We start from the raw sequence: 20,787 nt of genomic DNA on the forward strand, positions 1-20,787 counted from the left end.
GCGGATGGCGCGCCTGGTTATTGTTATGACAACAGCAATCAGCTTTGATTTTAAAGACAATGACCGCTATCTAGATAGCGGTCATGCCGTTTAATTTATAGGAGATTTGTGGCTAGGAGGCATCTTTGGATGAGGCCGACTGCTCATCATCATCCTTATAAATGAATTTTGGCATTTCCAGACCAAAATAGATCGCAATTAAACGTAAGGTAAAACCAAAAATCAGCGTGGCGATAACAGTTAGTTCTAGCGACAGGCCAATTTCAATACAGACCCAATAGCAGATCACCGACACAAAAGAGATACTGGCATACAGCTCACGGCGGAACACCAGCGGCACATCATTACACAGAATATCACGCAGAATCCCGCCCGAGACGCCGGTCAGCACACCGGCCACCGCCGACACCACAAAACCGTGGCCCATTTCCAGCGCAATCTGGCAGCCAATAATGGTAAAGCCAATCAGGCCCAAGGCATCCAGCACCAGGAAGATGGAACGCAGATGGCGCATCCATTTGGCAATTAAAATGGTGACAAAGGCTGCCGCGCAGGTCAGGACCAGATATTCCGGATGCTTGACCCAGGTTAAAGGATAATGGCCCAGCAATACATCACGTACCGAGCCGCCGCCCAGTGCGGTGACACAGGCAATCAGGGTCACCCCGAACCAGTCCATGCTTCGCCGTCCTGCCGACAATGCACCTGTCATTGCTTCTGCAGTAATGGCAATAATATAAATGACCAACAGCAACATGAACTGCCCTTCTTTCACTAGGGGAATTGATGCGCGTTATCATAAGCGAAAATACGGCAAATGTTATAAAAATTGCGCACAACATTGCTTAAATTTCTTGCCCGAACCGCAGATACAGGGCTGTTTCATGGTGATCTGCTGATCGGTGGTCGGATCAAGAAAATACCACACACCCTGATGTTTGACGAAATGCGACACTTCATGATGTATCTGCGGCTGGTTGCCATCCTGATAATAGGCCTTGAATTCGACCTGGGCATGGCTTTTGTCCAGCTTTTCCTGAGCACTTACGATTTCCAGTTTTAACCACTGGTTGGCGCTGCTCCAGTCCCGAATAGCGGCCACATCCAGAGCCTGCTGCTGACCAAGTGCGGTGGTTTTGACAATATAATCAATCTGCTGCAAGGCAAAGGCACTATAGCGTGAACGCATTAGCTGAGCGGCAGTTTGGGCCTGCTGCTGACCTAAATGCAAAGGCTGGCAACAACTGTGATAAAACCCAGCGCCACAAGGACAAGGCTGTTCTGACATAAATATTTTCCAAAAAAATAGCCTGACAATGCAGGCTATTTTAACGGAACTGAATCGGAAAACAGGAATATTCTGAGTGCTACTCGGCTGGCGGCTGTGGCAGCACATGCACCTTCTCGATTTTATGCCCGTCCATGGTGACCACTTCAAAAATATGATCATCAGCCAGCAGACGTTGGCCATTTTCCGGCAAACGGCCGAGATGGAACAGGATATAACCCGACAGGGTCGAATATTCTTCCAGCTCATTGACCAGATCACGACCGAGCAATAACGAGACATGGCGGATATCGGTCGAGCCATCCAGCATCAGGCTGCCATCTTCCAGGGTTTCTGCAACCGCGTCGAGGGTATCTTCATCCGGAAATTCACCGGCAATGGCTTCCAGCACATCAATGGGCGTGACCACACCTTCAATCGAGCCATATTCGTTCAGCACAATTGCCATTTGCAGCGGCGCCTGACGTAGCTGTTCCATCACCATCAATACCTGCGCATTTTCATGCACAATCACCGGTTCGCGTAGATGTTTTTCAAAATCCAGCACACCGGTTTCAATAAATTCATTCATGACCTTATGGGTCAGCACCACCCCGGCAATATTGTCCAGCTCGCCATGTACCACAATTAAACGTGAATGCGAGGTATTCATCAGCTGGGCCTGAATGCTGTCCTGGTCTTCATCTAAATCCAGCCATTCCAGTTCCGGTCGCGGAGTCATCACCGATTTTACCGGACGCTCGGCCAGACTGAGTACGCCCTGCACCATCACGGTATGGTAGACGCTGTTCTCTTCGGCAAAGACTTCATCGGCAAAAGCACGTGTGGCCAACACTTCTTCCGGACTTGGATGCTCTGGTTCCGGCCCGTTCGGTTTGCCGCCGAGCATCCGCATCACCGCGGAAGCAGTGCGATAACGCAGGTCAGTGGTGGTGACCATTTTTTCCTGATTTTTTCGCATGGCCTGGTTCAGGAACTCGATCATCACCGAGAAACCAATCGCGGCATATAAATAGCCTTTTGGAATGTGATAACCGAAACCTTCCACCACCAGCGAGAAACCGATCATCATCAGGAAGCACAGGCACAGAATCACCACAGTTGGATGTTTGTTAACAAAGTCCATCAGCGGTTTAGAGGCCCAGAGCATAATACCAATGGCAATGATCACTGCGATCATCATCACCGACAGCTCTTTGACCATACCCACCGCGGTAATCACACTGTCGAGCGAGAACACCGCATCCAGTACCACAATCTGCACAATCACCATCCAGAAAGTGGCGTGTACCGGATTTTCTTCTTTCAGCTGCGGCTTGCCTTCAATACGCTCACGCAGCTCCATGGTGCCTTTAAACAGCAGGAACACTCCACCAAACAGCAAGATCAGATCACGACCGGAGAAGGGATGATCAAAAATATGGAACAGCGGATTGGTCAGGGTCACCACCCAGGCAATTGACGCCAGCAGAATCAGGCGCATGCCCAAAGCCAGAATCAGCCCGACCACCCGTGCGGCGTTACGCTGTTCCGGTGGTAATTTTTCAGCCAGAATGGCAATAAACACCAGGTTATCAATACCTAGCACAATTTCCAGAATAATCAGGGTCAGCAAACCCACCCATGCGGCTGGATCAGACATCCATTCAAAAATCATGGGCGATGCTCCACGAGTATCGTTTTGGCTGTGCGACAGCCAAGACCGGCTGTTTCAAAACCTGGGGAATGAAAGGGAAAAAGAAAAGAGATTAAAAGCGGCTGTTGTTGTATGGTGCGATAGTGTCCACTACCCATGACGGTTCTATTGTTGTCAAACACAATTTCAGTATAGAAAAGATTGGCGCCAGAATCACTCTTTTTTTAGCCTGGTCACGGTTGTGCTGCATGCTTTAACAATTCTTTGCAATCACACTGCACGGCGCTGGCATTGTTTGTCATATTTTTTGCATAAGCTAGAGCAGACAAAAAGAACATGTTAAGGTGAAACAAGAATCATGAATAGCGTAGTAAAAATGACTGATAATTTAAAACATCCCTCTCCTAAAACAACACAACCTTTAATTGCTTTATATTGCGGCTCACGTTCTGGAAATAAACCGGTGTATCAGGAAAAGGCCGTGGCACTGGCACGCCGTCTGGCGGAAAATGGCTTTGGTCTGGTCTATGGCGGCGCCAGTATCGGTTTAATGGGTCAGGTCGCCGATGCCGTGGTTGATCACGGTGGTGAAACTGTAGGTGTGATTCCGGAATTTATGCTGGATTATGAAATTGCCCATCATCGTCTGACCGAATTGCATATTGTACACAGCATGCATGAACGTAAAGCCCTCATGGCCGAACGTGCCAGCGCCTTTGTGGCCTTGCCGGGTGGACTGGGCACCTTTGAGGAAATTCTGGAAATTGCCACCTGGGGCCAGTTGAACCAGCATCAAAAACCGATGATGCTGTATAACGTCAATGGGTTCTATGATGCCCTGATTGCCCAACTTGACCATGCCGTGACTGAAGGCTTCCTGCCGCCGCAGCACCGCGCCAAGCTGATTATCTGCAATCATGCCGATGAAATCCTGACTGCATTACATAATCTGGATGCCCCACAGCACGTTGCCATTTAAAGCGCTTGAACCCAAAAGTCCAGAAAGAAAAAAGCGAGCCGAAGCTCGCTTTTTTTGTACTTGATGTTCAGTCCATGCTTAGCCTGAAATCAGGTTATAGAACCATGGCAAAGTAGTCGCCAGGAATACCGACATGGCCAGACCAAACATCAGTTTCATCGCATCTTTGCTGACATTGCGTGAGGTACGGTATTTGCTGACCCCGTTCACAATCATTGAGATGGCAAATTCACGACCGGCCAACAGACCCAGGAATACCCAGGTGGTACTCATCGGGATATTGCTCCACTCTTTGAAAATCAGCAGGATCATTGCATAGATAAAGTCCACGATGGTCGCAGCACGTACATCGGTAACATCGGTTTTGGTATCGACAATCTTCTGGATGGCACCACCACGCTGGTACAGAATAACCCCCAGCAAGATCACAAAGACCGTAATGGCAAACATCAGGAATTCAAACGGTACCTGACGCGGCACATACACGAAGATGTTGGCCAGATCCTGAATCAGCCACTGGCTCCACAGGAAACCGGTAGATAACCATTGTAGAATCACCCATTTGGTCGAATGTTCCTGATCTTTGGTCTGGTTAAAGTACACCGTCATTTTGTTGGCCACAAAACGATAGATGATCAGCGCCGCCAAGAAGGCCACGGCATAGCCCATCATGGATTTGACCATCATCGAGCCCAAGCTCGCAGGAGAGAAGATGGTCAACACCAGGAAGGTGGTACTGACCGGAATACCATATTTGGTCAGTAGCAACAGTAAAACCGGCGGCACAATATACAGCCAGGTAATTCCGCCTTCAGGGAACGGAATGGTTTCCAGTCGCCCATAAGAGGCATCACCGACGCCCGATGCATACCAGCCATAGACCAAGACCACAACCAGGATACTGCTGATATACACCCACAGTACCCACCAAGGACGATGGGAGTTAGAAGAAATAAAAGTCCCTAAGGTTTGAGGTACATCATTTCCGACAATAGAATAGGCCGCCAAACAGAAGCCGATTACCATTAAAAGTTCAATTGTCATAAGAACAAAGCCTATGTTCAAAAAGGGAACACCACCCCCAATTGGGCTGGCATTAGCTTAAAATGATGACAATACTATTTCAGTTCTATGACATTTTAGTGACAATGAAAATTTAAAATAAAAAAAGAGCACCGTAGTGCCCTTTCTCTTTTTGGCTCACTTATTTCAGATTCAGGTGATATACTGCGGTGCTGCCACTGACTTCATTACCCACCACCAGTAATGGCTGGCCATTTGGTGAGTCCTTTGCCGCAATAAAGACCAGACCTTCCGGGCCTAAATCGCCAGCCTGACCCAGCTCGATCTGCTCGGTAGTCGCTTGCATATCGCGGCTATTCAGATACTGCACAAAACTTGGTGCTGCCGGAGTCGACACATCATAGACCATCACCCCGCCAGCACGTTCCAGACCAATAAAGGCAAAGGTTTTGCTGCCAATCTGGCCGAGCGTCACGCCTTCAGGTTCAGGGCCTTTGTTGTCACTGCGGTTATCCATGCCTGCTTCTTCATGGTTGGCATTGAAAATTTCCGGATGATGCTCGGCAATGTACTGCTCAAAATCATCCCCTGAATCCCAGACCCGTTCCAGACCGTTTTGCGCGCTATTTTCTGTCCAGATACTGACCGAGCGTGCACCAAAACTATAAAGATGGTCATATACCAGATTGCCGCGTTCATTCAGCTTTGGCGTACCATCGGCATTTTTCTGGTAGCCTTCAGTCCAGGTAATATTCAGACGACCCAGCAGATGATCTTTACGGCAGTCACCGGCATTGCCTGCCGTGGCACCGCAGTAACCAAAATTATCCGGATTCAGCTCGGCACCTTTGGCCAGCTGGCTTAAGTGCGCCGGTAAATCATCGCCTAAACGGCGGGAAAAGCCATCGGCATGTACCAGATGTTTCACTCGCCATTCTTCAACAAAACCTTTGCTGGTGTCGTTATTAAAATATTCTGGTGTGTCTTCGCCCCAGGCGCGCGCATCGCCTTCATTGGCGGTCACGATATAGGTTTTGCCGGCCACATCAAAGCTGGCAATTGCATCTGGCATATACAGACCGCGCACATTGGCCCAGGTCTGGATCTTAATACTGCCCGTTCCATCGACACCATCGGCATCGCTGACATCCATGCCATTGCCGTCCAGACCATGGTCTTTAAAGCCCAATGGATACACCGCCAGTACTTTGGCATTGACCACATCAATTTTGGCCAGCGCATTGTTTTCCTGCAATGCAGCCCAAGCCGTTTTGCCATCTTGCGATACCGTAATATATTCCGGTTCAAAATCCTGCGCCGCGGTCGCATTTGGCCCGAAAATACGCACGCCCTGGGCACGCAGCGCCGCTTCCTGTCCATTAAAGGCTTTAAAGTCTGCAGTGCGGACCACAGGCGCTGTTAAATTACTCAGCTGAATCACGGAAATTGAACCTTCCGGATCAACCTGATAATCATCAGATGGCTCACCTTCATTGGCCACCAGCAGGGTTTGACCATCCGGGCTAAAAGTCAGCATATCCGGTAAGGCACCGACCTGCACATGCGCCAGTTTGCTCAGATCTTTGGCCTGATACAGCGCCACATAACCCGGATCGGTTTTGACGGCAGCCTGAATCGCAATTGCCACAATACCGTTATGCACCGCGACACTGTTTACTTCTGCGCCTTCGGCCATATCATGGACCTGAATCTCGGCAATTTTAACCGGCTGATTTGGCTGGCTTAAATCGAGTACATCCAGCACCCCGGCCTGCGCATTGACCACAAACAGGCGTTTGCTGGCGGCATCATAGGCCGGAATTTCTGCGGCACTTTCTGCAAAAATGCCCGACTGATAGGCCCCAATTTTGCTCAGTTCAATGGTATTGGGGGTTGGATCGACCGGTGCAGGACTGACCTGATCATCATCACTGTTACACGCTGCCATCCCCACGGCCAACATGGCCACCCAAAGTGATTTCAATTTTAATTTCATAGGTTTAATTTGATAGTGTTTAGAATATGAACAATTTATAAACATCTGGTTGCAGTGCCATGACGTTTTGATTGCAGTTTTCTGACAGGGTCAGGCCGTCACGCGGCAACGCTTTAGATACGACATCCGCGCCAGATTGTTTTACACTAGGCAAAATTCCACCATGCCCGCTAATTATGACTGCCACGCCAACCCATCAAGCCCTGCAACCCGAATTCAGATTGTTAGTGCTCTTGGTGTCGATTGGCTTTTTTATGCAGGGCCTGGATACCACCATCATCAACACCGCGTTGCCGGCCATTGCCGAGAATTTGCAGGAAGATCCGCTGCGAATGCACAGCGTGGTGGTGGCCTATGTATTGTCAGTGGCGGCCTGTATTCCCTTGAGTGGCTGGCTGGCCGACCGTTTTGGCGTGCGCAACACCTATTTTTCCGCCATTGTGATTTTCACCCTGGCCTCCATTGGCTGTGCCTATGCCAGCAGCCTGAATGAACTGCTGTTTTACCGGGTACTGCAAGGCATTGGCGGCGCGTTCTTATTGCCAGTTGGTCGTCTGGCGATGCTAAAAATCATTCCCCGCACCCAGTTTTTATCGGCCATGAGCCTGATGAGTCTGGCCGGTCTGATCGGCCCCTTAATTGGACCTACTTTGGGCGGCTGGCTGGTCGAAGTGGCCTCATGGCACTGGATTTTTCTAATCAATCTGCCGATTGGCATTTTAGGCGTCTTGATTACCTTTAAAGCCATGCCAAACATCACCGAGCCGAGCGTGCCGCAATTTGATTTCTGGGGATTTATCCTGTTATTGATTGCCATGGTCGGGCTGTCACTGGGCATTGAAAACGTGGCCAGTCCGCTGTACTCGCTGTGGTGGAGCATTGCGCTGGTCCTGCTCGGTCTGCTGAGTGCCGGCCTGTATGCCTATCATGCGCATACCCATCAGAATGCCCTGTTTCGCAGCAAGCTGTTCCGGCACCGGATTTATGCAATCGGGATTCTTGGGAACTCGATTGCCCGGCTGGCCGGCAATTCAATTCCCTTTTTACTGCCGCTGATGCTGCAACTAGCCTTTGGCTTTGAGCCCTTTGTGACCGGCCTGATGATGATTCCGACCGTACTCGGTTCGCTGGCCTCAAAACCGATTATCCGCCAGCTGATTCAGCGCTTTGGTTATCGTCAGGTGCTCATCACCAATACCTTGCTGGTCGGGGCCTGTATCGCCAGTTTTGCCCTGACCACGGCCGATACACCCATCTGGTTACGCGCGCTGCATTTCTTTATTTTCGGTCTGCTCAATTCACTGCAGTTTGTATCCATGAACACCCTGACCTTAAAAGATTTACCGCAGCAAGATGCCAGCAGCGGCAACAGCTTCCTGTCGATGATCATGATGCTGTCCATGAGTATTGGCGTGGCCTTGGCCGGAACGCTGGTCAACCTGTTTAGTGCCTATTGGGGACCGGAGCAGGTGGTCGCAGCCTTTCATGCCAGCCTGATCTGTCTGGGCAGTATCAACCTGCTGGCTGCAATGATTTTCTGGAAAATTCCGAAAAACACCCCGGTCTAAAGCCGCGTGGAATGCTAGCCGCCGTGCAGGCTTCGCGTTATGATCAAAATTGAATCCTGAAGATCTACCTTGCCTATGTCTGCACACCCTGCCCGCCGTTCTGTCCAGCCCCTGACCTATGCTGCGGTTGCCATCTGCGGCGTGGTGCTGATGGCGGCCTTGCTGTATTGGGGCGTGCTGCATACCCGGCCAGCCACCGCACAGGACTATCCGATTCAGGGCTTTGATGTTTCGCATCATCAGCAGCAGATTGACTGGCACAGGATTTCGCCGGAAAAATACCGTTTCGTCTATTTAAAAGCCACTGAAGGCGGCGATTTTAAAGACCGTAAATTTCAGGACAACTGGCTGGCCGCGCATGAACAGGGCTTTCTGGTCGGCGCCTATCATTTTTATCGGCTGTGTCGTGATGGTCAGGTGCAGGCACAGAATTTTATCGACAGCGTTCCGAAACAGGCCAACAGCTTGCCACCAGTGATTGATCTGGAATACGACAGCAACTGCATCAACACCTATACTCGGGAACAGTTGCTGCATGAAATTGGGGTGATGCATGACGCGCTGCAACAGCACTATGGCAAACAGCCGATTTTTTACATTTCCAGGAATTTTTATAATATTGTACTGGTCAATCAGTTCCCGCAGGTGCCGCTGTGGGTACGCGAATATCAAGGCAAACCGGCCTTAAGTGGCAATCCCGACTGGCTGTTCTGGCAATATAGCAATCGTGGCCAGATTACCGGCATTGCCACTCCGGTCGATCTGAATGCCTTTTATGGCGATGAACAGGACTGGCAACAGTTTCTGAAGGCCAACCAGATTGTGGAACCATCTAAAAATAGCGTGGATACAACCCCTTAATACTCATACCAACAAGATAAAAATAAAAGCTGACAGGAATATTGTGCGAATGACACTGAAATACAAGATTTTGTCAGGTCTGCTTGGCCTGATGTTACTGCTGATTGCACTCATCATCTATATACTGCAGCCCTCCGGAAAAGTGCAGGATTTCCAGCCGTGGCTGTATCAGCCGGCAGCAACCGCACCAGCGGGCTACACGGTCAAATTCTTTGGCGTATCGACCTTACTGTTTGATGATGGCCAGCAACAGCTGTTGATTGATGGCTTCTTTAGCCGGCCCAGTCTGAGTCAGCTGATGTTTGGTCAAATTAACAGCCAGCCTATCGTGATTGAACATGCGATTGAGCTCCATCAATTGCAACGAACGCAAGCCATTCTGGTAACACACTCGCATTATGACCATGCGCTGGATGTCCCTCTACTTGGCCAATTGCTGCCGCAGGCTAAAATTATTGGTTCCCGAAGCACGCTGAATATTGCCCGTGGTGCTCACTTGCCCGAAAGCCAGTTACAGCAGCTGGTACCTTTACAACCGATGCAGATAGGCAACTTTACTGTCACCGCTTTCCCGTCCCAGCATACTCCGCCAACTGCAGTGAATAATGATCTGGGTGAGGAAATCCAGCAGCCACTGAGCCTGCCGGCACGGTTTTCGGAGTTTAAAGAAGGCCATAGCTTTGACTATCTGATTGAATATGAAGGTCATAAAAGTCTGGTCAAGGCCAGCACCGGTTTTATTCCCGAACAGCTCAAACAGCTACAGGTCGATCATCTGTTTCTGGGCATTGCCCAGCTGTCCAGGCAACCGGAACAGTATCAGCAGCAGTATCTGGCAGAAACCTTGCAGCACCTAAAACCCAAGGTGCTGATTCCCATCCATTGGGATGATTTTTTCCAGCCGCCAGAACAGCCGCTACAGTTTTTACCACATCTGGCCGATAATACCCCGAAGAGTCTGAATACCGTGATCAAGGCCGCAGCACAACAACAGACCCAAGTGCTGCTGCTCGATCAACCGTATGCTTATCCGCTAATGACAGCCACGGATGTCGCGCGTTAAGATGGTGCCATGAGAAAAATCATTCATATTGATATGGATGCGTTCTATGCCTCGGTCGAGCTAAAAGAGCGTCCAGAGTTACAACATCTGCCGGTGGTGGTGGCATCACATCATCCGCGTGCAGTGATTGTGGCCGCGTCCTACCCGGCGCGGGTGTTTGGGCTGCGCTCGGCCATGTCAATGAGTCAGGGCCGGAAACTGTGCCCGCAGGTGATTGTACTGGAACCGAATTTCCAGAAGTACCGGGAAGTGTCGGCACAAATCCATCAAATTTTTCAAAAATATACTGCAATCATTGAACCGCTGTCGCTCGATGAAGCCTATCTGGATGTTAGCGAAAACCTGCAGCAACTCCCCAGCGCCACAGAAGTGGCAATGCGCATCCGCGAAGATATTTTTCAGACCACCGGCCTGACTGCATCTGCCGGCGTGGCACCCAATAAATTTCTGGCCAAAATTGCCTCGGACTGGCATAAACCGAATGGCCTCTGCGTGATCAAGCCTTCGCAGGTGCAGACCTTTATTCAGGATTTACCCTTAAAGAAAATTCCGGGCGTGGGCAAGGTCATGCAGGAAAAGCTGAAGGCCTTGGGTCTGGAAACCTTGGGCGATCTGCAACAGGTCGAAGAAGGCCTGCTGATTCAACGTTTTGGCAAATATGGCAAACGCCTGTTTTTATATGCACAAGGCATTGATGAGCGCCCCGTTCAGGCCGAACGCAAACGCCAGCAGATTTCCAAAGAAATCACCTTTGATGATGATTATGTCCTCAGCCAATGCACGCCCTACTGGCCACAGCTGCTGCAACAGGTCTGGGCCAGTCTGGAAAAAAAGCAGCTCTGTGCCCGCGGCGTGTCAGTCAAACTGAAACTGAAAAACTTTCAGGTGTTACAGCACAGCAAAAGCTTTCAGCATATTTTTACTCATCCGCAGCAGCTGGCACAGGCGTTACAGCTATTAATTGAGGAAATGCATATTTCGCCCCAAGAAAAGTTCCGGTTAATTGGCGTGGGAGTTTATCAACTGTCCTCACCAGCCCAGCAGCCACAGCTCAGCCTACTTTAGGCTTAAAATTGTGCAGGAATTGATCAAAAGAATAAAAATGATACAAAATGCGCTTCACAATGGGCAAAATTAGAGTAATCTATCTGCGCAATACATTTATCCATGTATGTGCTGAGATGCTGAAAATCACCTTTACTTTCAGCATGCTGTCCTGTGATTGGCGTGATGATCTATCCGAATATTACAGGACAACTCTGACGTTCCCATGGATGGCTGTATCGTCTCCCGCCTTGCTGTAACCTGCTTCTTTTTATCTGATTTTCTATCGCATTATCCCGATCTATTCCCTTCAGATCACCGGCTTTTTGCGTCCTAAAATTCCCATTTTTCAAATCAAAATCGCCACAAGATTGATGGATTTCTGTACCAACTCCGGCAGCGCTGGTGTTCTGTACTGGCGCTTCATGGCAATATAGTCACATTGCCAGAGCAGCCGAGGTGCTGCTTGCCCATCTACAGGATTTTGTTATGACCGTACAACGTTTACATGTCGCACAGCGCTATTCAGAAATTGCCATTTCAGGCCATCTGGTGCATTTGGCCGGCCAGCTGGCAGAAGACACCAGCCTGGATATTCGCGGTCAGACCCGCCAGACCCTTGAGATAATTGACCGTTTACTGGCTGAAGCCGGCACCGATAAAAGTCATATCATGTCAGTCATGATTTTCTTAAAAGATATCGAGCAGGACTATGCAGCCATGAATGAAATCTGGGATACCTGGGTCGCCGATATTGAAGCGCTGCCCCGTACCTGTGTGGAAGCCAAGCTGTATCAGCCCGAAGTCCTGGTTGAAATGACTGTGGTCGCGGTTAAACCATAAAAATTTGAGATAAAAAGCATCTGTTTAGATGCTTTTTTTCAACCCAACGCGCCCATTCTGCGCGCTGAGGCCGGATAGAACGCCAATTTCTTTTTTGGCAGATCAAGCGCCTCCAGATTTTCAGCGCCCTCCAGTAACCCAAATTCTTCACGCAACTGCTGATATTCCGGCACCTGATCAAAGCTGATTACGGTATAACCGGCCATCCGCAGCAATTCATTCTGATACTGAATATGCTGACGTTTTAAGGTCAGGGTATCATCCAGGGTAATCACGGCCAGTACCTGATAAGCATCATCCAGCACCACAAAGTCCGCCACCATATTGCGGTATTTATTGCGGGTACGCGGTAGTTTGGTGGTCAGTAGCGCATCAAAAGACACATGGGTCAGCACGGTATGGGTCGGTAAAATTTCTTTCAGCCGGGTATAGGTCAGCTGCTCATTCAAACTGAAAATAGCGCGGCGTTTCAGGGTACTGTCGGTCTGGCGTTTGGCCTGAATGGCATGCCTGGCTGCCATGATGAGCAACCCTGCCAGAATAAGACTTGCGAGAATAATATAAACAGTCATGAGGTTAATCCTTTAATACTCTATTCTTATAATTTATTCGGTATCTCACCGATTATTTTTCAAATACAAGTATAACGTTTTGCTTATTATAAATAGGTTAAATTTAAGAAACTTAAAGCAATGCTGACGAAAGATGCATAAACACTGACAGTCTGTTGCAGAGCAAGTTTCCAGGAAAAACCATCTCCTTGTTTTTCCTCAAGCTAATGTATACCAACTTTTATGAGCTTCACAATTCTTTTCAAACCGATTGTCTGACAAATCCGACAAAATGTGCGCCAGAAAAAAGGACGCACTTGGCGTCCTTTCCTGATTTAAGCACGGGATTTTGGCTTAGACCTGCCTTTGGTCTTTGCGCCGCCAAATGGACGTTTTTCACCAGTTTCACGTGGTGGCAAACCAGTGTGCTGGGTCAACATCTGGCCTTTTTTCGGACGATTCGACTGACCCTGATTTTGGCCTTGACCACGGTTACCATGTTGACCGGTACGTTTCTGTGAATCTCCGGCCAGCGTCGAGTTTTTCTTACGCGCCGACTGATACTGTCCTTCCGTGCCTTGCGGCTGATAGGTCGGAATCAGATGCTGCTTGGAATTGCCAATCAAATCGGCACGGCCCATCTCTTTTAAAGCCTCACGTAACAATGGCCAGTTGTTTGGATCATGGTAACGCAAGAAGGCTTTGTGCAGACGACGACGTTTCTCACCCTTCACAATATCAACATCTTCGGTATAACGCGCCACTTTGGCCAGCGGGTTTTTACCGGTGTAATACATGGTGGTGGCGGTGGCCATTGGCGATGGATAGAAGGTCTGTACCTGATCAGCACGGAAACCATTCTTTTTCAGCCAGATCGCCAGGTTCATCATGTCGTAGTCGGTGGTGCCCGGATGCGCCGCGATGAAATACGGAATCAGATACTGTTCCTTGCCGGCTTCCTTGCTGAAACGATCAAACATTTGCTTGAAGCGGTCATAGGTACCAATACCGGGCTTCATCATCTTCGATAACGGACCTTTTTCGGTATGTTCTGGTGCAATCTTCAGATAACCCCCAACGTGGTGGGTCACCAGTTCACGCACATATTCCGGATTCAGTACCGCCAGGTCATAACGCAGACCGGAACCAATCAAAATCTTTTTAATGCCTTTAATCGCACGTGCTTTACGGTATAGCTGGGTCAGTGGTGCATGATCGGTATGCAGGTTCTGACACACGCCTGGGAATACACAGGACGACTTACGGCAGTTCTTTTCAATTTCCGGATCTTTACAGTGCAAGCGGTACATGTTAGCGGTTGGACCACCTAAGTCCGAGATAATCCCGGTAAAGCCCGGTGCGGTATCACGGATTTTTTCCACTTCACGCAAAATCGACTCTTCCGAACGGTTCTGGATGATACGGCCTTCGTGTTCGGTAATCGAACAGAACGTACAGCCCCCAAAACAGCCACGCATGATGTTCACCGAGAACTTGATCATGTCGAACGCCGGGAAACGTGCATCGCCATAAGCTGGATGTGGCAGACGTGCATATGGCAGGTCAAACACATAATCCATTTCTTCAGTGGTCAATGGAATTGGTGGTGGATTAATCCAGACATCACGCTCGCCGTGTTTTTGCACCAAAGCACGTGCGTTGCCCGGGTTGGTTTCCAAATGCAGAATACGGTTGGCATGTGCATACAGTACCGGATCATTGGCCACGTCTTCAAAAGATGGCAAACGAATAACCGCCAGTTCACGTGGTGGCAGTTTATGCTTAATGGCTTTTGAGGCTGGTTGCAGCTGAACAATCTGCGTATCGGCATCCAGGTTGTCGCCTTCACGGACAATCGGATTGGCCACCATTTCTTTTTGGAAATTCTGGTACTGGCTTAAGCTGTTACCCTTTTCTTTTTCAACTTCACAGCCATCAATATCTTCGGTCATCACATAGGGGTTGATGATCGGATCGACACGGCCAATAGTATCGACATCATTGGAAGCGATTTCCACAAACTTGGCTTTGGCTGCACGGTTATGTTTATTGATAATAAAGGCAGTACCGCGCACATCGGTGATATCGGTAATTTTTTCGCCTTTGGCCAGACGATGCATCACTTCAATAATGGAACGCTCGCCATTACCGTACATCAATAAATCGGCTTTTGAATCCATCAGAATTGAACGACGGACTTTGTCTGACCAGTAATCATAATGCGCAATACGACGCAGTGAACCTTCGATCCCGCCAAGTAACACCGGCACATCCGGGAAGGCTTCACGACAGCGCTGGCAATACACGGTTGCAGCACGGTCTGGACGTTTGTTCGGGACATTATCTGGTGAATAGGCATCATCCGAGCGGATTTTGCGGTCCGCGGTATAACGGTTGATCATCGAGTCCATATTGCCGGCGGTGACGCCCCAGGCAATATTCGGTTTACCTAAGGCACGAAAGGCCTCGACATTGGTCCAGTCAGGCTGCGCGATAATTCCGACCCGGAAACCTTGCGCTTCCAGCACACGGCCAATAATACCGGATACAAAAGATGGATGATCAATATAGGCATCGCCGCAGACCAGAATAAAGTCACAGCTATCCCAGCCGAGTTGGTCCATTTCCTCGCGTGACATCGGCAAAAATGGCGCGGGTTCAAAACATGACGCCCAATATTTGTCGTAATCAAACAACGCTTTCGGCGCGGTTTGAGCGGTATAAGCAGTAGACATGGCTAGCAATTCTCGGCTGGCAGATGGAAGATCAGAAAAGATCGAAAGATGAAAGCCGAGTATTTTAGCATGAATTCCAAGTGGCTTGCTTGATTATAATTTATACAAAATCAAGTTTTTAATTTTTAATCTGTGCCGTGGGTGCAGTGCTGCTTAATTTTTTCAGATATAGGGTCAATATCAGGCCCAACAACAGCAGACTTGCGATAAAGATCAATAAGCCAGGCCAGTCCCAGCGCTCCCAGATCAGACCGCTACCACTGCCGAGCACGCTCGAGCCCAAGTAATAGCAGAACAGATATAAAGATGAACCCACCGCCCGATACTGTAATGATTGCACCGTCACCCAGCTGCTACAAAGAGAATGTGCTGCAAAAAAAGCAAAGGTAAAAATCAGCAGCCCGACTAACACGACCGCCAGCTGATTCAGTAACATTAGCGCCAGACTGGCCCACATCACCAGCAGCATCAACGGTAACACTTTTTCCCGGCCAAACTTTTGTCCCCACTGTGCTGCCCGTGGTGAACTGTAAATTCCAGCCAGATAGGCCACAGAAATCAGCCCGATCCAGGTTTGTGGCAAAGCAAAAGGCTCATCCAGCAGATGATAGCTCATGTAGTTAAATACCGAGACAAAGCATCCCATTAGAATGAAGCCCTGAAGAAACAGAATTCTTAATTTTGGATCGGCCAGATTTTTGGCAAAGGCCTGTTTAAAACGCGATAATTGAATTGGATAGGACTGGAAATTCCGGGAATTGGGCAACAGCCAGTAAAACAGAATCGCAATCGCCAGGTTAATCACACCAATGATTAAAGTTGCATATTGCCAGGAAATAAAATCCACCAGGACTCCGGCAATTAAACGGCCACTCATGCCGCCAATTGCGGTGCCTGAAATATATAAGCCCATGGCAAAGCCAACATCTTTGGCCGCAATTTCTTCGCCAATATAGGTCATTGCCACCGCGGCCACCCCACTGACTGCCATGCCAATCAGGACACGGGTGCTGAGAAAAAATGACCACTGTGGCAATAAGGCACTGGCTATTAACAGTAAGGCCGCAGAGAACAATGCCACGACCATAATCTGTTTACGCCCGACCCGATCTGAAATCAGGCCGGTAAATAATAGAGCGGCGGCCAAAGCAAAGGTCGAAAAAGATAAGGGAAAACTACTTTGAGTCGGACTGACCTGAAAGAACTGGGCCAGAATCGGCATCATCGGTTGAACACAGTACAAGGCAGAAAAGGAGGCAAAACCGGCCAAAAACAAAGAGAGAAGAATGGCCTTAAACTGAGGAGAATCGTGCTCAATTTGCTGAGTCTGGCTTTGGGAATCTGACATATACACTCCAATTATGTTATGAGTATACGCCGGTTCCGGTTAAATTGGGGGCTTCAATTTCAACCGATTAAAAGCTGGTTTAAACGGAGAGAAGAACCCTCCATAAATTCTACTTTCTTAAGCACATAAATTTTCTGCATAAAAAAATCCCCCTAGCTTTTAGCTAGGGGGATTTTGAATTAATGAGCTGGCGATGACTTACTCTCACATGGGTAACCCCACACTACCATCAGCGCTAAGAGGTTTCACTTCTGAGTTCGGGAAGGGATCAGGTGGTTCACTCTTGCTATTGTCGCCAGCACAACTGTTATGGACTTGTTCGGGTCTTAGTTACTTTGCTTAAGCTTGATGCTTTTGCATGTAATGCCTTACTTTGTTCCAAATGAGTTATTAACGGATTGGCTATTGGGTCTGAATTTTATTGTGTCGCATTAACTAAATCAAGGATTAGTTTAGAATTCAGCTTGATACAACAACTGTTTGGGTGTTGTATAGTCAAGCCTCACGAGCAATTAGTATTGGTCAGCTTCACATATCGCTATGCTTCCACACCCAACCTATCAACGTCCTAGTCTCGAACGGCTCTTTAGAGGAATAAATTCCTAGGGAAATCTTATCTTGAGGTAGGCTTCCCGCTTAGATGCTTTCAGCGGTTATCCCTTCCGAACATAGCTACCCGGCGATGCGACTGGCGTCACAACCGGTACACCAGAGGTTCGTCCACTCTGGTCCTCTCGTACTAGGAGCAGATCCTCTCAAATTTCCAGCGCCCACGGTAGATAGGGACCGAACTGTCTCACGACGTTCTAAACCCAGCTCGCGTACCTCTTTAAATGGCGAACAGCCATACCCTTGGGACCTGCTTCAGCCCCAGGATGAGATGAGCCGACATCGAGGTGCCAAACACCGCCGTCGATATGAACTCTTGGGCGGTATCAGCCTGTTATCCCCAGAGTACCTTTTATCCGTTGAGCGATGGCCCTTCCATACAGAACCACCGGATCACTAAGACCTACTTTCGTACCTGCTCGACTTGTGGGTCTCGCAGTTAAGCGCGCTTTTGCCTTTATACTCTACGCGTGATTTCCGACCACGCTGAGCGCACCTTCGTACTCCTCCGTTACTCTTTAGGAGGAGACCGCCCCAGTCAAACTACCCACCAGACATGGTCCTCGTCCCGGATCACGGGACAGAGTTAGAACCTCAACATTACCAGGGTGGTATTTCAAGGACGGCTCCATTGGAACTGGCGTTCCAACTTCAAAGCCTCCCACCTATCCTACACAAGTAAGGTCAAAGTTCAATGTCAAGCTGCAGTAAAGGTTCACGGGGTCTTTCCGTCTAGCCGCGGGTACACTGCATCTTCACAGCGATTTCGATTTCACTGAGCCTCTGCTGGAGACAGCGCCGCCATCATTATGCCATTCGTGCAGGTCGGAACTTACCCGACAAGGAATTTCGCTACCTTAGGACCGTTATAGTTACGGCCGCCGTTTACTGGGGCTTCGATCAAGAGCTTCGCTTACGCTAACCCCATCAATTAACCTTCCAGCACCGGGCAGGCATCACACCCTATACGTCCACTTTCGTGTTTGCAGAGTGCTATGTTTTTAATAAACAGTTGCAGCGGCCTGGTTTCTGCGGCTGTCAACCGCTCAGGGAGCAAGTCCCATCACCGTCAACAGCGTACCTTCTCCCGAAGTTACGGTACCATTTTGCCTAGTTCCTTCAGCAGAGTTCTCTCAAGCGCTTTGGTCTACTCGACCTGACCACCTGTGTCGGTTTCGGGTACGATTCCAGTGTAACTGAAGCTTAGAGACTTTTCCTGGAAGCATGGTATCAGCCACTTCGCTAGTAAACTAGCTTGCTATCAGCTCTCAGCATAGAGCACCCCGGATTTGCCTAAGATGCATGCCTACAGCCTTCCACCTGGACAACCAACGCCAGGCTGACTTAACCTTCTCCGTCCTCTCATCGCATTACACTGAAGTATTGGAATATTAACCAATTTCCCATCGACTACGCCTCTCGGCCTCGCCTTAGGGGTCGACTCACCCAGCCCCGATTAACGTTGGACTGGAACCCTTGGTCTTTCAGCGAACGGGTTTTTCACCCGTTTTGTCGTTACTCACGTCAGCATTCGCACTTCTGATACCTCCAGCAGACTTCTCAATCCACCTTCATCGGCTTACAGAACGCTCCCCTACCACGTATACAATGTATACATCCGCAGCTTCGGCACATAGTTTTAGCCCCGTTACATCTTCCGCGCAGGCCGACTCGACTAGTGAGCTATTACGCTTTCTTTAAAGGGTGGCTGCTTCTAAGCCAACCTCCTAGCTGTCTATGCCTTCCCACATCGTTTCCCACTTAACTATGATTTTGGGGCCTTAGCTGGCGGTCTGGATTGTTTTCCTCTTGACTACGGACGTTAGCACCCGCAGTCTGTCTCCCGGATAGTACTCATCGGTATTCGGAGTTTGCATCGGTTTGGTAAGTCGGGATGACCCCCTAGCCGAAACAGTGCTCTACCCCCAATGGTATTCGTCCGAGGCGCTACCTAAATAGCTTTCGGGGAGAACCAGCTATCACCAGGCTTGATTAGCCTTTCACCCCTATCCACAAGTCATCCCCTGGCTTTTCAACGACAGTGGGTTCGGTCCTCCAGTTAGTGTTACCCAACCTTCAACCTGCTCATGGATAGATCGCCTGGTTTCGGGTCTACACCCAGCAACTATACGCCCTATTAAGACTCGGTTTCCCTACGGCTCCCCTATACGGTTAACCTTGCTACTGAATGTAAGTCGCTGACCCATTATACAAAAGGTACGCAGTCACATCACAAAGATGCTCCCACTGCTTGTATGCATGCGGTTTCAGGATCTATTTCACTCCCCTCACAGGGGTTCTTTTCGCCTTTCCCTCACGGTACTGGTTCACTATCGGTCAGTCAGGAGTATTTAGCCTTGGAGGATGGTCCCCCCATATTCAGACAAGGTTTCACGTGCCTCGCCCTACTCGTCATCATTATGTGTGCCCTTTCGTGTACAGGACTATCACCCACTATGGTTGCACTTCCCAGAGCATTCCACTAAAACACACATAACTTAATGGGCTGTTCCCCTTTCGCTCGCCGCTACTGAGGGAATCTCAATTGATTTCTTTTCCTAAGGGTACTGAGATGTTTCACTTCCCCTCGTTCGCCTTGCAACACTATGTATTCATGTTGCAATACCTACCTTATGGTAAGTGGGTTTCCCCATTCAGACATCTCCGGATCAAAGGATATTTGCCGCCTCCCCGGAGCTTTTCGCAGGCTATCACGTCTTTCTTCGCCTCTGACTGCCAAGGCATCCACCACATGCACTTAATTACTTGACTATACAACCCCAAACAGTCGTTAATCCCTACAAGTAGGATTAAGACAATTAAATAAATAATTAATTATCTATTTAATCTACAGTTCGAAGTCCCGTGCACTTAAGCACCGTACAGCTTCAATCTAAATTCATATACCAAAACGCTTGATTCAGTTAATTTGCTAGTTCTCAATTCAATCTACGTTCATCAACCCGTCATAACAACGCGTTAACGTATATTGATTGAGTGAACAATTTATTTCAGACTCAATTTTGCCAATCTGTTAATGATTCACTGCATCCTCGTCGGACTGCAGTCAACTGTGATAAATCACAGAGATTAATAAGCATAAACTTACTAAGCTCTATAATCTATGGTGGAGACTAGGAGAGTCGAACTCCTGACCTCCTGCGTGCAAAGCAGGCGCTCTACCAACTAAGCTAAGTCCCCAGCTTATCATATAAGTCAATGTTCTGATTTCTATTCGCTCTG

At 48.9% G+C, this 20,787-nt stretch carries 14 protein-coding genes, 1 tRNA gene and 2 rRNA genes; 6 read left to right on the plus strand and 11 right to left on the minus strand.

Going from position 1 to position 20,787, the window contains the following annotated elements; translation table 11 throughout:
• Nucleotides 1-112: 112 nt before the first annotated feature.
• The 3 genes from P253_RS12840 to P253_RS12850 form a co-directional block, all read right to left on the minus strand.
• On the minus strand, nucleotides 113-757 hold the full coding sequence (locus P253_RS12840; protein ID WP_005181518.1) for a trimeric intracellular cation channel family protein: 645 nt from the start codon (nucleotides 755-757) through the stop codon (nucleotides 113-115).
• 63 nt (nucleotides 758-820) lie between these two features.
• Nucleotides 821-1,288 carry a YchJ family protein gene (locus P253_RS12845; RefSeq protein WP_005181516.1) on the minus strand — a complete coding sequence of 156 codons (468 nt, stop codon included), beginning with the start codon at nucleotides 1,286-1,288 and terminating at the stop codon, nucleotides 821-823.
• A 79-nt stretch (nucleotides 1,289-1,367) separates the two neighbouring features.
• Entirely contained in the window at nucleotides 1,368-2,945 is a 1,578-nt protein-coding gene (locus tag P253_RS12850; RefSeq protein WP_005181513.1) for a TerC family protein, read from the minus strand.
• A 337-nt stretch (nucleotides 2,946-3,282) separates the two neighbouring features.
• Here P253_RS12850 and P253_RS12855 point away from each other — a divergent pair, with 337 nt between their 5' ends.
• The gene (locus P253_RS12855; RefSeq protein ID WP_016659722.1) at nucleotides 3,283-3,903 is read left to right on the plus strand and encodes an LOG family protein; all 621 of its coding nucleotides are present in this window, start codon (nucleotides 3,283-3,285) and stop codon (nucleotides 3,901-3,903) included.
• A gap of 78 nt (nucleotides 3,904-3,981) precedes the next feature.
• On the opposite strand, the gene P253_RS12860 is transcribed toward P253_RS12855, so the two are convergent.
• Entirely contained in the window at nucleotides 3,982-4,947 is a 966-nt protein-coding gene (locus tag P253_RS12860) for a hypothetical protein (RefSeq protein WP_016659723.1), read from the minus strand.
• A gap of 160 nt (nucleotides 4,948-5,107) precedes the next feature.
• Nucleotides 5,108-6,922: a choice-of-anchor I family protein gene (locus P253_RS12865; RefSeq protein ID WP_016659724.1), complete on the minus strand. Its 1,815-nt coding sequence runs from the start codon at nucleotides 6,920-6,922 to the stop codon at nucleotides 5,108-5,110.
• Between the two features lie 176 nt (nucleotides 6,923-7,098).
• On the opposite strand from P253_RS12865, the gene mdtD reads away from it, so the two are divergent.
• The 5 genes from mdtD to P253_RS12890 all read left to right on the plus strand — a co-directional run bounded on the left by mdtD (nucleotide 7,099) and on the right by P253_RS12890 (nucleotide 12,301).
• Complete coding sequence (gene mdtD / locus P253_RS12870; protein ID WP_005181486.1) at nucleotides 7,099-8,490, plus strand: multidrug transporter subunit MdtD; 1,392 nt, start codon at nucleotides 7,099-7,101, stop codon at nucleotides 8,488-8,490.
• Between the two features lie 75 nt (nucleotides 8,491-8,565).
• Nucleotides 8,566-9,351, plus strand: coding sequence for a glycoside hydrolase family 25 protein (locus P253_RS12875; RefSeq protein WP_016659725.1), 786 nt, complete (start codon nucleotides 8,566-8,568; stop codon nucleotides 9,349-9,351).
• A gap of 49 nt (nucleotides 9,352-9,400) precedes the next feature.
• Nucleotides 9,401-10,414, plus strand: a complete 1,014-nt coding sequence (locus P253_RS12880; protein WP_016659726.1) for an MBL fold metallo-hydrolase — start codon at nucleotides 9,401-9,403, stop codon at nucleotides 10,412-10,414.
• Nucleotides 10,415-10,423: 9 nt separating this feature from the next.
• Nucleotides 10,424-11,479, plus strand: coding sequence for a DNA polymerase IV (gene dinB / locus P253_RS12885; protein WP_016659727.1), 1,056 nt, complete (start codon nucleotides 10,424-10,426; stop codon nucleotides 11,477-11,479).
• A gap of 468 nt (nucleotides 11,480-11,947) precedes the next feature.
• The gene (locus P253_RS12890; protein WP_016659728.1) at nucleotides 11,948-12,301 is read left to right on the plus strand and encodes a RidA family protein; all 354 of its coding nucleotides are present in this window, start codon (nucleotides 11,948-11,950) and stop codon (nucleotides 12,299-12,301) included.
• Nucleotides 12,302-12,339: 38 nt separating this feature from the next.
• On the opposite strand, the gene P253_RS12895 is transcribed toward P253_RS12890, so the two are convergent.
• The 6 genes from P253_RS12895 to P253_RS12920 all read right to left on the minus strand — a co-directional run bounded on the left by P253_RS12895 (nucleotide 12,340) and on the right by P253_RS12920 (nucleotide 20,745).
• Nucleotides 12,340-12,873 carry a DUF2726 domain-containing protein gene (locus P253_RS12895; RefSeq protein ID WP_005181471.1) on the minus strand — a complete coding sequence of 178 codons (534 nt, stop codon included), beginning with the start codon at nucleotides 12,871-12,873 and terminating at the stop codon, nucleotides 12,340-12,342.
• Between the two features lie 314 nt (nucleotides 12,874-13,187).
• Nucleotides 13,188-15,587, minus strand: coding sequence for a YgiQ family radical SAM protein (locus tag P253_RS12900; RefSeq protein WP_016659729.1), 2,400 nt, complete (start codon nucleotides 15,585-15,587; stop codon nucleotides 13,188-13,190).
• A 118-nt stretch (nucleotides 15,588-15,705) separates the two neighbouring features.
• On the minus strand, nucleotides 15,706-16,935 hold the full coding sequence (locus tag P253_RS12905) for an MFS transporter (RefSeq protein ID WP_016659730.1): 1,230 nt from the start codon (nucleotides 16,933-16,935) through the stop codon (nucleotides 15,706-15,708).
• Nucleotides 16,936-17,120: 185 nt separating this feature from the next.
• Nucleotides 17,121-17,235 (minus strand): 5S ribosomal RNA (gene rrf, locus P253_RS12910).
• Nucleotides 17,236-17,426: 191 nt separating this feature from the next.
• A 23S ribosomal RNA gene (locus P253_RS12915) occupies nucleotides 17,427-20,316 on the minus strand.
• Nucleotides 20,317-20,669: 353 nt separating this feature from the next.
• Nucleotides 20,670-20,745, minus strand: a tRNA-Ala gene (locus P253_RS12920).
• Between the last annotated feature and the right edge of the window lie 42 nt (nucleotides 20,746-20,787).

This window comes from Acinetobacter indicus CIP 110367 (assembly GCF_000488255.1).
Classification (GTDB): domain Bacteria; phylum Pseudomonadota; class Gammaproteobacteria; order Pseudomonadales; family Moraxellaceae; genus Acinetobacter; species Acinetobacter indicus.

What these genes read in the sequence shown, in the direction of transcription:
- P253_RS12895 (WP_005181471.1), bottom strand. Translation starts at nt 12,873, where the DNA reads ATGACTGTTTATATTATTCTCGCAAGTCTTATTCTGGCAGGGTTGCTC.
- P253_RS12845 (WP_005181516.1), bottom strand. Translation starts at nt 1,288, where the DNA reads ATGTCAGAACAGCCTTGTCCTTGTGGCGCTGGGTTTTATCACAGTTGT.
- dinB (WP_016659727.1), top strand. Translation starts at nt 10,424, where the DNA reads ATGAGAAAAATCATTCATATTGATATGGATGCGTTCTATGCCTCGGTC.
- P253_RS12860 (WP_016659723.1), bottom strand. Translation starts at nt 4,947, where the DNA reads ATGACAATTGAACTTTTAATGGTAATCGGCTTCTGTTTGGCGGCCTAT.
- P253_RS12850 (WP_005181513.1), bottom strand. Translation starts at nt 2,945, where the DNA reads ATGATTTTTGAATGGATGTCTGATCCAGCCGCATGGGTGGGTTTGCTG.
- P253_RS12905 (WP_016659730.1), bottom strand. Translation starts at nt 16,935, where the DNA reads ATGTCAGATTCCCAAAGCCAGACTCAGCAAATTGAGCACGATTCTCCT.
- P253_RS12900 (WP_016659729.1), bottom strand. Translation starts at nt 15,587, where the DNA reads ATGTCTACTGCTTATACCGCTCAAACCGCGCCGAAAGCGTTGTTTGAT.
- P253_RS12880 (WP_016659726.1), top strand. Translation starts at nt 9,401, where the DNA reads ATGACACTGAAATACAAGATTTTGTCAGGTCTGCTTGGCCTGATGTTA.
- P253_RS12865 (WP_016659724.1), bottom strand. Translation starts at nt 6,922, where the DNA reads ATGAAATTAAAATTGAAATCACTTTGGGTGGCCATGTTGGCCGTGGGG.
- P253_RS12890 (WP_016659728.1), top strand. Translation starts at nt 11,948, where the DNA reads ATGACCGTACAACGTTTACATGTCGCACAGCGCTATTCAGAAATTGCC.
- mdtD (WP_005181486.1), top strand. Translation starts at nt 7,099, where the DNA reads ATGACTGCCACGCCAACCCATCAAGCCCTGCAACCCGAATTCAGATTG.
- P253_RS12855 (WP_016659722.1), top strand. Translation starts at nt 3,283, where the DNA reads ATGAATAGCGTAGTAAAAATGACTGATAATTTAAAACATCCCTCTCCT.
- P253_RS12875 (WP_016659725.1), top strand. Translation starts at nt 8,566, where the DNA reads ATGTCTGCACACCCTGCCCGCCGTTCTGTCCAGCCCCTGACCTATGCT.
- P253_RS12840 (WP_005181518.1), bottom strand. Translation starts at nt 757, where the DNA reads ATGTTGCTGTTGGTCATTTATATTATTGCCATTACTGCAGAAGCAATG.